An 11940-nucleotide genomic window follows, 5' to 3' on the forward strand; every position below is an offset into this window, starting at 1 on the left:
TAAACTCTTTAGTTGTAAGGTAAAAAAACTCCCGTCTACCAATGGTAAGCGGGAGCATTTGTACGGTATCTGCTGATACCTGTATTTTATGTAATGGGTGCTGACCTGTTAAAACCTGTAACGGGCACCAATGCCTCCCATCAATGAAAAGTGGAACGGATCGTCAACAATTTCCATAAATAAGGTGGCATCCAGGAAAAAGGAGACAGGCGCCTTTGGCAGTGTGTATTCTAAACCGATAACTCCATCTGCTCCCAGATCCACATCCGTTTCTTTTTCGCCAGTGTTATAGAACCAGTCATTTCTTCCGGGCAGGCGGTAACGGTAATTGTAGGTATAGCTCTGGAAACGCAGCTGACCACCAAAGCCATAATACCAATCCAGTCCGCTTACACTTTCGTCGCCCAGTCGGTTAATAGGCTTATGAATTAAGTAATGCACCTGAAGACCGATAGGGCTCGATACTTTATAGCCCAGGTACTGAATATCGGCATAGCCAAATCCTTCATCGTAATACCAATCGTTGAAGCGATCATCGTAATAGTCATCGTCAAACATGTGGGTGCGTCCCAGGCTAAACTCCAGTGCTTTGCCATTCTGCTTATAGCGTTTAACCGTTATACCACTCGGGTTACCCAATCGCAAGCCAATTCCCCAGTCGTAAGCCGATGCCGAAGCGGAAGATGATGCCGACGAAGAGCGTCTGCTTTGTGTTGACCGGTTGTTTTGTGACGAACGGCTGCTTTTGTTCGTTCTTGCGTTTGAGCTATTACTTTTTTTAGCGCTTTGGGCCGCTTCGCTCTTCTCTTCAGTGAGGTATTTTGATGAAACATAGCCCTGTTTGCCTTTATACTCTACTTTCCACCATTCACCGTTGTCCTTATCAATTACTTTGACAGCGCCACTCGCCGGGATGGATGCTACCACCGAATGATTGGTTCCGGCCCCTTTTCTCATGTTTAATCCTCCACCCGATTTGGCATAATAGGTGCTTTGTGCAACTAAAGAACTCGTCATTGCAACTAATGCAACTATCAATAAGGTGTACTTTAATCCTCTCATTATATTTTTGTTTGTTAATAATTTTTTCGCCGCGAAGCTACTAATTTTTTACCAAGGGGGAGCTGTCGATATGCCTTATTCTAGGCCGTTTTCAGCCCAATTAGGGCTTTCGGTTTTTGCCATAACAAATAAATGTTGTTAAACAATTGTTGCTGAGGATACCGAACGAACAGCTGCTAATTTTTTTGTTCGCAACACGTTTGTAGGTGCCTTGGGTTAAGGTAAAATTCTGCAATAGTGGAGCATGGGTTTTCCAGCTAGCGTGTCGAAGAAATAGCTTTTCGTCAGCCGTTTTTTTGTGACCAAAACTTGAAAAGTACCATGAATTATCTATTTTTATAATTATGTAATGTAAGTAGGACGAGGATAAGCTTACTGCTTATAAAATAACGGTTAGTGAACGGTCTATGAAGGCGAACGAGATAACATATCGCGAATTTGAACCCGATGAGCGCTTGAAGGATTTCATCAAGTGCTATTGGTATTTCAGTATCCGGACAAAGTGCTTAAAGCCCTTCGATATTTTGCCCGATGGCTATTTTGATTTGCTCATTGTTATGAGGGGCAACCAGATTGTTGATACGTTGCTCACCGGCATCTGGAGCAAATCTATATCTATTAGCTATACGGAAAACACAGAGGTGTTTGGTATCCGCTTTAAACCCATCGCCATTGGAGGCTTGTTTCAATTCAGCATTAAAGACACGATAGACCACTACCAGCATATGACCCTGAAGGATCTGGGTGTTAATGAACAGATGGTGGTTGATGGTTTAAACGGGTTTCCGGAGTACCTGGTACATTATCTGAACCAGCAGCTTTTAAGGCTCATTCCGGATAATAACATTGATAAGCGCCTGAAAAAGTGCTTTGAGCTGGTAGAAGCTTCCGGAGGCAACAAACCTGTTGATGCAATCGCCCAAACAATAGGCTTGAGCGCAAGACAGCTGCACCGCCTGGTAAGCCGCATGCTTGGCATGGGAATTAAGGATTATTCAAAAATTGTTCGCTTTAAAAAATGTTTGCACATGGTGAAAAGTAATCAGACTGATTATGTCCATTACTACGATCAGTCGCATTTTATTCGCGAAATCAAGCACTTCACCGGCTTAACGCCGGCACAACTGAATTTGAAGCAGAATGACCGATTTATACAATACTATGATTTTGACCGGCTGTAGTTTTGTCGAATACTAATTTAAAATCAACAACATGGAATTAATTAACATTCGACTTTTAGTAGAAGATTTTGACAAATGTTTTCAGTTTTATTCTGAGCAATTAGGCTTTAACGTTACATGGGGTAAGTTGGGCGGTGAGTATGCCAGTTTTACCATCGGACAAGCGCCTAATGGGACGGGGCTGTCCATCTTTAAATCTGATTTGATGGCCCAGGCCATAGGCAATGCCGAGCAGGCTTTGCCAAGCAATATGCGCGAAAAGATGGCTCTTATCCTGAAGGTGGATGATGTTGATGCAACATTTGAGAAGCTATCGGCCAAAGGAGTTGTATTTATAAACACACCTACAGATATGACCGGATGGGGGATGCGAGCCGTTCATTTCAGAGATCCGGAAAATAATTTAATTGAGATTTGGTCGGAGCTGCCCAAGGAAAAATGGGATAAGGAGCTGCAGGCGGATGCCGACGAATTTGGTGGATAGATAAAGCGACAATCGTTAAAGAATAAAACGTAGAGGGATTGGGGAGTGTAATTGTCAGAACCGATGACGTAGCACTGCCCATCCCTTTTCTTAGTGAAATAAAATGCGGAAAATATGAAAAAGAAACTGCCTCTTTGGCTGCGTATTCTCCTGATGCTGCTCGCCACCATCTTTGTTTTATTGCTGTCTGAAATAGTGCGAATGCCATTTAACTACGCACCTTTAGGTAAAATGCTTGGGCATTTGGTGGCGGCTGTTGGTTTATTGGGTGTGGTATATTGGTTCAGAACCCAACTGGATAAGGAAAGCATGTCAAGTATTGGTCTGCACCTAAAGTATCAGCAAGGTGGATGGGGCGCTGTGACAGCCATTGTTTCTGTCAGCTTAGTTTTTGTGGTCTTGTTGCTTTTTCAGCTGATTCATGTCACCGATGTCCATTTCAATGCGTTGGCGCTTGGTCTTTCTTTGTTAGGGTATGTGTTTGTTGGGTTCTTCGAAGAGCTTGTGTTCAGAGGCTATATACAAACGAACCTGTCGAAGGCCCTGAATTCTACCTGGGGACTGCTCATTAGCTCGTTGCTGTTTACCATCTTACATGGATTAAACCCCTCCATTACACTTTTAGGCCTGTTCAATATATTTTTAGCCGGATTGTTATTGGGAGTCTTCTATCAGCTATCTGGTAACCTGTGGGGCGCCATTGGTTTTCATGCCTTATGGAACTTTTGGCAGGGACCGGTTTTAGGTTTTGCCGTAAGCGGAACAGGTAGCTATTCATTATTGACCCTTGAAAATAGGGGAGCCGACTATTTTACAGGCGGGACATTTGGTCTGGAAGGCTCTGTTGTTTGCACGGCCGTTCTTTTATCGGTAATTGCGCTGTTGCAATATCTCAAGCAGCGTAAGCGTGGTAACGGCTAAACCAGGGAGCATAGACTATTCTTGTGCTAAAAATTGAAAACAGGATACCGAGGGGATTCACTGTAGGTCCAGCTTTTCAAGCATTTTGTGATGGAGGCCATTGTCCACGCTGTTATAACTGCATAGCAGCTGTATGTATGGTTTTTACACCTAAAAAATGAGTATGATTGGTGTGGGTTTCCCTTTTGTAAGATGCATCCAGTCCACAATCTTTAGCAAAGGCAACCAGCTCACTTATCTTATGCACTTTAAGTTTCTTAAATATAGCACGTCGGTGATTATTCACGGTATCGCTGCTCCGGCAAAGGGCATCGGCCGCTTCTTTGGTGGATAAACCACTTCCCAATAAGCTGAGTACCTTTAATTCGCTGGGGGTGAGGGCCGCAAGTTTTAGCTTGTTTTTCACGCACGCAATTTCGTTTAGATATGTCTCGAATTGTAGATGGTTCATCTCCTTATTGTCCGTCAAGGGGAAGAACAGGCTCAAAGCATGCCTTTTCCCGGTTTCAACGAATAGGCGCCGAAGCTTCACATAAACCCATTGTGAATGGCCTTGTATAACGAATCGACAGAAGAGAGAGGCTTCAGCACGGGGATTTGCATATAAATGTCTCGTCAATTTCAAAACAGCTTCCACATCATCGGGATGATAAATATGCCGGGGATGCAGGAAACCCATTGCTTTCCTTCGTTCTACAGTAACGCCTGTATATTTCTCGTAGTTGCCACTACTCCAATAAAGTTTAGTTTCTAAGCGATCATTTATTTCAATAACATGCAGAGATGCCGGCAGATGCGAAACAATGCTCGTTAAAAACCCACTTTTATCTTGTTGCTTCTTCGCATAAACCTCTTCCATGATTCATTCAATTTACTGTTCAATTTCCCTTTTTTATCATCCAATAGCTGGTGCTATACCTTACAGACAATCACATTATTATTGCTCTGAGTATAATTCAAAAGTACACTGGAAACAATCGAGTTGAAATCCCCCGAAAGGGGTAAATTGACTAAAAGAGGCCCTTGTATCTAGGCTTTAAAAGGAATATTGGCCACAATATGAGTGCCTTTACCTGGCCTGGAGCTAATGTCGAAGTGTCCTCCCATGGCTTCGCAACGCGATCGCATGTTGAATAGGCCATGAGATTTGTTATTATCTATTTTGGAGGGTTCGAAGCCTTGTCCATCATCGTCAATGGTCAGGATTAGTTCGTTATGGTGCCTAATCAGCTGCACTTCCACCATGGAGGCAGCGGCATGTTTCTGTATATTCTGAAGGGCTTCCTGAACGATACGAAATACCTGGCGGGTCAACTCCGGGCTTCTGGCTGCGGGCAAGCCTTCAAAATACGGTTTGACATGTATTCCCGTGCTTTCTTGGTAGTCGGTAAAATAGTGCTTTAAAAAGTCGCGCAGGCTGATGATCTCAAAGGCATGGGGCGATAGGGTATGCGACATCGTTCGCACGTTCTGATACAGTTTATCAAGGTCGGAGGATAATTCATTTGCGCTATGGCGCTTATCTTTTAATTTATGCTTGAGCAGTGCCAGACGGCTGCCTACATTATCGTGCAATTCGGCCGAGAGGCGGGCACGTTCTTTTTCCGTACCTTCCACATAGGCTGCCAATAGCTCCTTTTGATGCCGTGCATTGGCCATTAGTAGTTTATTATTCGTTTTATTGATTTGATGTACTTCGTATATCAGAGCCAGCGAAAAAATTCCAAACTCAATTACCGAGCCGATTAAGAGCGGGTTGGTAGGAAACCATTCGTAGGGCAGGTAGCCGGCATAGGAGAGGGCAAACAAAACCGCTCCTATAAGTAGCACCGTAACGGCTGCCGTAAAAAACAGGGCTTTAGTGCGTTGGTGTTTCAGAGCCTGCACCAAAATGGCGATTTGTACCACAAAGGTTAGCAGCACAAAAAGGTAGTTTATCCGGATGTAATAATGGATAAGAAGATCGGCACGACTAACGGCCCATACAAGGAGGTACAAAGCCAATGCCAGGTAGTAGAATCTGACATAGCGATATAACAGTGGGTGTTTACGCTTCACATCAAAGAAAACGGCGCCAAAATTAACGAATGAAAAAAGCAAGGGCGTGATAAGCAGCGTATCCAGAACGCGTTTCACGGCAGGCGCATTTGGATAAAAAAATTCGTAAGCAAAGCCCAGGTTGTCAAACATGAACCAAGCCATAAGCACGGCATACAAGCTGTAGGCAAAAAACACCCTCATCTTTAGTATTCCACCCATTAGCAGACTAAAAAGAGCGATAAATACCAGGCCGCCGAAATAAAGGTTATAAAATAGTAGGTCGCGGGCTTCGCGTTTGTTGAAGGCAGCCGTGTGCCACACCCTAAGCGATAGACTGGTTTCGCGCTCCCGGTCGTCGATCTTTAGGAGGTAAGCATACGCTGAGTCATGAGGTATCTTTAGTTTTTCGATGAAACGCCTGTTTTCGATGCTTCGCTGATGGTAAGGATAGATAATGCCCCCTTTTGCTAATAGATGAATGCTATCGGCTGATAATTGATAGAGTTCGTATTGATGAAGGTAATTGTTGTTGATCTCCAGAAGGTAATCAGAATGCTTGCTTTGGTTGTGCAGGGTGAAGAATAGGTACACATAATCATTGTATTTTGGTTTGCCGCTGCCTGGCATAGTATTCCTCAGCTTTTGGGCGACTCTCTTCACGGGTTCTTCCTGCTGCGATGCATATAAGAAGCTGTGTTCTTTGAGGGTTATGGAACTAAAATTATCAGTCAGATTAACGACCGGTTTATCAGCTCTTGGCAGCGTTTCGTGACAGGCCATAAGGCTAAATAGTACCAGCGCCGTCGGCAGTATTTTAATAAATGAGCAACGCTTAAAGCAACTGGTGTTCATACGCATATTTAATTAGTTCGGTCACCTTGTTCAGCTTAAGTTTGCGAAAGATATTTTTTCGGTGTGATTTAACGGTCTCATAACTGATGATTAAAGCTTCTGATATCTCTTCGGTGCTCTTCCCGTTCACAATCAGTCGGATAATTTCTTTTTCGCGCTGCGTAATTTGTGCTTTAACGGTGAAATCATCGTTGGCCAGCTCAAAGGCAGTGCTCTGAGAAGTCTGTACATCTTCACTTAGATAAAAAGGACTATCGGGGGCTGAAAAAATGACTGTCTCCAGTTCCTCAATACCAGCTCTTTTCGAGAGGTAAGCATTGGCCTTACTCTCCTTTATTTTTCTAACCAGGTAGGCATCTTCGTATATGGTTAAAATGGCAATAATCATTTCGGGGAACCGGCTTCTGATGGCTTTTAATATTTCAAGGCCATTTTTACCCGGTAGGTTGAGGTCCAGAAAAAGGACGTCGGGCTTTAATAGACTTAGTTTTTCTGTCAGCTTTTCCCCAGTATCCAGGGTTGCTGTTACTTTTACGTGTTTAATGCCATTGATAATTGTTGTTATCCCCTCGGCAAACAGGTTTTGGTCATCGACAATGACCACCTCTTTAAAAGCCTTATTGTGCTCATCTTTTGCAGCTTTCATACATCATAGGCTTATGGATTAACCACCTGCTTAATTAGACAATCAAATAAATGTATTTGTTTAGTGACAGGTTTAGATGCCTATATTGAAAAATGCTAACCAGATGTTTGTAAACCAGCCTGAAATGGTCGCAATTACTATCAACATAGCGCGGTAAACAGCCGGCCATGCAGGCTGGTCCATTGCTCATAAGTCATGCCTAATCATCGTCTGCTTAAAAGTAGCTTCTTGCACCGACTCCTGCATCTGAAGCACTTTCCAGCCGTCTTCTGTTTTAATCCATACCAGCGAGCTGGCACAGTCGGGGAACTGAAGGGTTGAATCGGCAAAATAGAAAGTACCACTGGATATGTAGGTAGCTAAAACGGCCTCTGGCGCAAGTATTTTAATGTTTTCTATATGGAAATTGTAATGCACCTTTTGTGCTGGGGTAAATATTTCACTGGCTTCGTGGATCAGACCGGCATAGTCCAATACTTTTCCATGAATGCTGATGTAGTTAAACTCCGGTGTAGTGAGAAAATCTTTAAAAGCCATTTCAATATCAAGCAGCTCCATGCCCTTACGCATGCTTTGGATTAATCCGTTTATTTCGCAGGTAATTGCTTCCTGCTCCTCGCTGGTTAGGAGCAGATGGCTGGTGTTAGCGGTCATTGTTTTCATGTCTCACAGGTTTAATTAGTTAATATTTTGCCATTCAGATGTTTACACAATCTAACTACTCCCCTGTTTCCTGTCCTTTTTGCACCCACTAATTATCTTGTTCGCTGATGCAATCTGCAAAGTTAAGTTGCTTTTTAACAAAGGTCAAAGGCAATTAATGATTGTTGTGACGATCGCCTGTTATCTCAACTCAACAGATGACTTTAGGGTCAACTGGTTAGCCCTTTAGATATTGACTGGGTGTTACTCCGAAGTACCTTTTAAAAGTCTGGCTGAAATACTTTGGGTCGGTAAAGCCAATGAGATAGGCTGTTTCACTAATATTTTTCCCATCCTCTTTCATTATGCGGGCAGCTTCCTGCAGTTTAATAGTCATTAAAAACTGTTGGGGTGATACATCGGTCATCGATTTAATCTTACGGTACAATACCGGGCGGCTCATTCCCAGTTCCTTGGCTGTATTTTTAACCGTCAGTTTTTCGCTATCGAGATTATTGATCACAAAGGCTTTTATCTGCTCCAAAAAGGCCTGGTCGGTGCTGTTGGTTGTTACTTCTTCGACCTGTGTAGATGGTTCCAGAAACTGCTTTTTCAGTAACTGGCGATTCTTGAGTAAGTTGGCAATTTGTACACGCAGAAGTTTGATGTCAAAGGGTTTTTCCAGATAGGCATCAGCTCCATGCTCCAGTCCTTCGCGTTTATATTCAGGCGAATCGAGGGCCGTGAGCAGTACAATCGGAATATGACAGGTGGAGAGTTCACTTTTCAGTTTAACACACAGTTGATGTCCGTTCATCTTTGGCATCATCACATCTGATACTATGATGTCAGGCAATTCCTGGCTAGCTACTTGAAAGCCCTCTTCGCCGTTAGATGCCTTTAGTACCTGGTATTGGTCGCTCAGTTCAATGGCCAGGTTATCCAATAGCTCGGGGTTGTCTTCTACCAGTAACAACTTTGGACCCGAGGTGTTTGTGCTCAATACTTCAGCCGTTTCGCTGTAAAAAGCGACGCCTGTTTATATACGCCCTGTTATTTTCAGGTGGTGTAAATGCCTTGTTTATTTTTTGCGGACCACAAGACATCGGCGCCATATTTACCATCGGCATTGTGTCTGAGTTTGCCGCCGCTATTTTCCCAACCCTATTTTTCACCATGTTGGGTGATGCCGCCGACTATTCGGAATACAAGAATGGCCGTCGGGCTACAGGTTTAATCTATTCGGCGGGTTCTTTTGTAACTAAGTTTGGAGGCGGATTGGCAGCCGCTCTTATCGGTGCTATACTGGCAGCTTTTAGGTATGATGGCATGGATTCGTCCACCATTGAAGGAGCCATTCCCGGCATAAAAATGCTCATGAGTTGGATTCCCGCATTAGTGGCTCTGTTAGCTGCTGTGCTTATGACGCTCTACCCCTTGAATCAGACAAAAATGGATGAAATTACACATGAGCTGGCAGCACGCCGCATGCAGTAATAATTAGTGAACAGGATAATTGAATTTGATAAAAGCTTATATTATAAAGTTATGAAATACGGATATTTTGATGATGAAGCAAAAGAGTATGTGATTACAACTTCACAAACTCCCTGGCCCTGGATTAATTATTTGGGTAATGAAGATTTCTTTTCATTGATATCTAATACAGCGGGGGGTATTCTTTTTATAAGGATGCCAAATTCCGACGTATTACACGATATAGATATAATAATGTGCCAATGGACAGTGGCGGCCGTTACTTTTATATCAACGATGGCGATTCTGTTTGGTCACCCGGTTGGAAGCCATGTAAAACACCGCTGGATAGCTACGAGTGCCGGCACGGAATGAATTACACCAAGCTGAAAGGTGAGAAAAGTGGGGTGAGTGCAGAGGTGTTGTTTTTTGTGCCTTTAAAAACCTGGGCCGAAGTACAAAAGTTGACATTGAAAAATACCAGCAATGAAACTAAAACCCTGAAATTGTTCTCATTTACTGAGTGGGCCTTGTGGAATGCGGCGACAGATATGGAAAATTTTCAGTGTAATTTCTCAACGGGCGAAGTCGAAGTAGAAGGTTCAACCATATACCATAAAACAGAATATAAAGAACGTCGCAATCACTATGCTTTTTACTCTGTTAATACGGATATAGATGGTTACGACACCGATAGGGAAACCTTTATGGGCTTGTATAACGGATTTCATGAGCCTCAAAGGGTATTGGAAGGAAAACCCGGAATGAGTGAAGCGCACGGCTGGTCACCAATTGCCTCGCATTACATTGAGGTGGAGTTGAAGCCGGGCGAAAGTAAAGATTACATTTTTGTGTTAGGCTATGTTGAAAATGCTGACGATGAAAAATGGGAGAGCAAGGGGGTTATCAACAAAACTAAAGCGAAAGCCACTTTGGCAAGGTTCAATACAAGTGATAAAGTTGATGCTGCTTTTAATGAACTAAAAGCCTACTGGAATAACCTATTGGATGTTTACAGTGTTGAATCGGGTGACAAAAAGCTCGACCGCATGGTGAATATCTGGAACCAGTATCAGTGCATGATCACCTTTAACTTCTCACGTTCGGCTTCTTATTTTGAGAGTGGCATCGGTCGTGGAATGGGCTTTCGCGATTCCAACCAGGACTTAATTGGCTTTGTACATCAAATACCAGAACGGGCACGCGAACGCATCATAGATATTGCCTCAACGCAATTTCCCGATGGCGGATGCTATCATCAGTACCAGCCCCTAACCAAGCGAGGCAATAATGATGTTGGTGGTGGATTCAACGATGATCCGATGTGGTTGATTCTTGGTGTTGTGAGCTACATTAAAGAAACGGGTGACTTCAGCATTTTAGATGAAATGGTACCCTACGATAACGACATGAGTTTAGCACAACCTTTGTTTCATCACTTAACCGTGTCTTTCAATCATGTGGTTAATAATTTAGGTCCGCACGGATTACCTTTAATTGGGCGTGCCGATTGGAATGACTGTTTAAACCTCAATTGTTTCTCAAACGACCCTAACGAATCGTTTCAAACCACCGAAAACAATACGCAGGGTTCCAAAGCCGAATCCTTAATGATTGCAGGCTTGTTTGTTGTATACGGAAGGGATTATATTGAGCTGTGTAAGGTACTCAATAAGGAAGAGGAAGCGGCTCGTGCTCAAGGCCACGTGGATGCAATGGATGAAGCGGTGAAACAACATGGCTGGGATGGTGACTGGTTTCTTCGTGCCTACGATTTTTATGGTCGAAAAGTTGGAAGCCATGAAAACAAAGAGGGGCAGATTTTTATCGAATCCCAAGGCTGGTGTACCATGGCTGAAATTGGTAAAGAAGAGGGAATGTGCGAAACATCGCTCAACTCAGTGAAGGAACGTTTGGACTGCGAATATGGGATTGTGTTGAATAATCCACCATTCTCCGAATATGTGGTGGAGTATGGCGAAATCTCAACCTACCCGGCCGGCTACAAAGAAAATGCAGGTATCTTCTGTCATAATAATCCATGGGTGATCATTGGGGAAGTTAAGCAGGGCCGTGCCGAGCAAGCCTGGGAGTACTTTAGGAAAATTTGTCCGGCCTATCTGGAAGACATTAGTGATTTGCACAAAACAGAACCATACGTCTACTCGCAGATGATTGCAGGTAAAGATGCCTATAAGCCGGGTGAGGCGAAAAACTCCTGGTTAACGGGTACGGCCGCCTTGAATTTCTATACCATCAGTCAGTATATCCTGGGGATCCGTCCCGATTATAAGGGCTTAGTTATTGATCCTTGCATTCCTGCTGACTGGGATGGTTTTAAAGTAAAGCGCAAGTATCGTGGTGCCCAGTACAATATTGAGGTGATTAATAAAAGCAAGTCGGCCAATGCCCAAACGAAAATCTGGGTAGATGGCGTCGAGATTGAAGTACAAATCGTGCCTGTCCGTTCATCTGGAGTAGTTCATGTTAAAGTAGAGCTATAAGTCGGCTTGTGTTGTGCTATTAGAAAAATGAACTGGAGAGAAGGGTGGCTTATTGGTTGATAATAAATGACCTAGTTTGCTCTAGCGTATTTCTAAATAGGTGAGAGTTTGATAAATTATTGATGATTGATA

Annotated in this window: 11 protein-coding genes and 1 pseudogene; 6 read left to right on the plus strand and 6 right to left on the minus strand. The window is 43.3% G+C overall.

The window, feature by feature from the left end:
- Window positions 1-108: 108 nt before the first annotated feature.
- Window positions 109-1062, minus strand: coding sequence for an SH3 domain-containing protein (locus tag ACSX1H_RS08155; protein WP_439183357.1), 954 nt, complete (start codon window positions 1060-1062; stop codon window positions 109-111).
- A 407-nt stretch (window positions 1063-1469) separates the two neighbouring features.
- Between ACSX1H_RS08155 and ACSX1H_RS08160 the strand changes: the two genes are divergently transcribed.
- The 3 genes from ACSX1H_RS08160 (at window position 1470) to ACSX1H_RS08170 (ending at window position 3648) form a co-directional block, all read left to right on the plus strand.
- A complete protein-coding gene (locus tag ACSX1H_RS08160; protein WP_439183358.1) occupies window positions 1470-2243 on the plus strand; it encodes a DUF6597 domain-containing transcriptional factor in 774 nt (257 codons plus the stop codon).
- Between the two features lie 31 nt (window positions 2244-2274).
- Window positions 2275-2727, plus strand: coding sequence for a VOC family protein (locus ACSX1H_RS08165; protein WP_439183359.1), 453 nt, complete (start codon window positions 2275-2277; stop codon window positions 2725-2727).
- Between the two features lie 114 nt (window positions 2728-2841).
- Window positions 2842-3648: a CPBP family intramembrane glutamic endopeptidase gene (locus tag ACSX1H_RS08170; protein ID WP_439183360.1), complete on the plus strand. Its 807-nt coding sequence runs from the start codon at window positions 2842-2844 to the stop codon at window positions 3646-3648.
- Between the two features lie 112 nt (window positions 3649-3760).
- Here ACSX1H_RS08170 and ACSX1H_RS08175 read toward each other — a convergent pair whose 3' ends face one another.
- From ACSX1H_RS08175 to ACSX1H_RS08195, 5 genes are all read right to left on the minus strand, one after another.
- Window positions 3761-4507 carry a response regulator transcription factor gene (locus ACSX1H_RS08175; protein WP_439183361.1) on the minus strand — a complete coding sequence of 249 codons (747 nt, stop codon included), beginning with the start codon at window positions 4505-4507 and terminating at the stop codon, window positions 3761-3763.
- 170 nt (window positions 4508-4677) lie between these two features.
- A complete protein-coding gene (locus ACSX1H_RS08180) occupies window positions 4678-6540 on the minus strand; it encodes a sensor histidine kinase (protein WP_439183362.1) in 1863 nt (620 codons plus the stop codon).
- Window positions 6521-7186: a response regulator gene (locus ACSX1H_RS08185; RefSeq protein WP_439183363.1), complete on the minus strand. Its 666-nt coding sequence runs from the start codon at window positions 7184-7186 to the stop codon at window positions 6521-6523. The genes ACSX1H_RS08180 and ACSX1H_RS08185 overlap by 20 nt, the downstream gene beginning before the upstream one ends.
- Before the next feature lie 186 nt (window positions 7187-7372).
- Entirely contained in the window at window positions 7373-7849 is a 477-nt protein-coding gene (locus tag ACSX1H_RS08190) for a nuclear transport factor 2 family protein (protein WP_439183364.1), read from the minus strand.
- Window positions 7850-8066: 217 nt separating this feature from the next.
- Window positions 8067-8831, minus strand: a complete 765-nt coding sequence (locus ACSX1H_RS08195) for a response regulator transcription factor (RefSeq protein WP_439183365.1) — start codon at window positions 8829-8831, stop codon at window positions 8067-8069.
- Here ACSX1H_RS08195 and ACSX1H_RS08200 point away from each other — a divergent pair.
- The 3 genes and pseudogenes from ACSX1H_RS08200 (at window position 8822) to ACSX1H_RS08210 (ending at window position 11808) form a co-directional block, all read left to right on the plus strand.
- Window positions 8822-9325 carry an MFS transporter gene (locus ACSX1H_RS08200; protein ID WP_439183367.1) on the plus strand — a complete coding sequence of 168 codons (504 nt, stop codon included), beginning with the start codon at window positions 8822-8824 and terminating at the stop codon, window positions 9323-9325. The two genes, ACSX1H_RS08195 and ACSX1H_RS08200, sit on opposite strands and share 10 nt — an antisense overlap.
- Before the next feature lie 51 nt (window positions 9326-9376).
- Window positions 9377-10146 (plus strand): annotated as a pseudogene (locus ACSX1H_RS08205) (glycosyl transferase); the annotation flags it as partial.
- Between the two features lie 207 nt (window positions 10147-10353).
- A complete protein-coding gene (locus ACSX1H_RS08210; protein ID WP_439183511.1) occupies window positions 10354-11808 on the plus strand; it encodes a GH36-type glycosyl hydrolase domain-containing protein in 1455 nt (484 codons plus the stop codon).
- Window positions 11809-11940: the final 132 nt, after the last annotated feature.

This window comes from Carboxylicivirga taeanensis (genome assembly GCF_051851475.1).
Taxonomy (GTDB): Bacteria; Bacteroidota; Bacteroidia; order Bacteroidales; family Marinilabiliaceae; genus Carboxylicivirga; species Carboxylicivirga taeanensis.

Bases quoted from the DNA above. Each gene is read 5' to 3' on its own strand.
- ACSX1H_RS08155 (WP_439183357.1), bottom strand. From the start codon at position 1,062: ATGAGAGGATTAAAGTACACCTTATTGATAGTTGCATTAGTTGCAATG.
- ACSX1H_RS08160 (WP_439183358.1), top strand. From the start codon at position 1,470: ATGAAGGCGAACGAGATAACATATCGCGAATTTGAACCCGATGAGCGC.
- ACSX1H_RS08165 (WP_439183359.1), top strand. From the start codon at position 2,275: ATGGAATTAATTAACATTCGACTTTTAGTAGAAGATTTTGACAAATGT.
- ACSX1H_RS08170 (WP_439183360.1), top strand. From the start codon at position 2,842: ATGAAAAAGAAACTGCCTCTTTGGCTGCGTATTCTCCTGATGCTGCTC.
- ACSX1H_RS08175 (WP_439183361.1), bottom strand. From the start codon at position 4,507: ATGGAAGAGGTTTATGCGAAGAAGCAACAAGATAAAAGTGGGTTTTTA.
- ACSX1H_RS08180 (WP_439183362.1), bottom strand. From the start codon at position 6,540: ATGAACACCAGTTGCTTTAAGCGTTGCTCATTTATTAAAATACTGCCG.
- ACSX1H_RS08185 (WP_439183363.1), bottom strand. From the start codon at position 7,186: ATGAAAGCTGCAAAAGATGAGCACAATAAGGCTTTTAAAGAGGTGGTC.
- ACSX1H_RS08190 (WP_439183364.1), bottom strand. From the start codon at position 7,849: ATGAAAACAATGACCGCTAACACCAGCCATCTGCTCCTAACCAGCGAG.
- ACSX1H_RS08210 (WP_439183511.1), top strand. From the start codon at position 10,354: ATGGTGAATATCTGGAACCAGTATCAGTGCATGATCACCTTTAACTTC.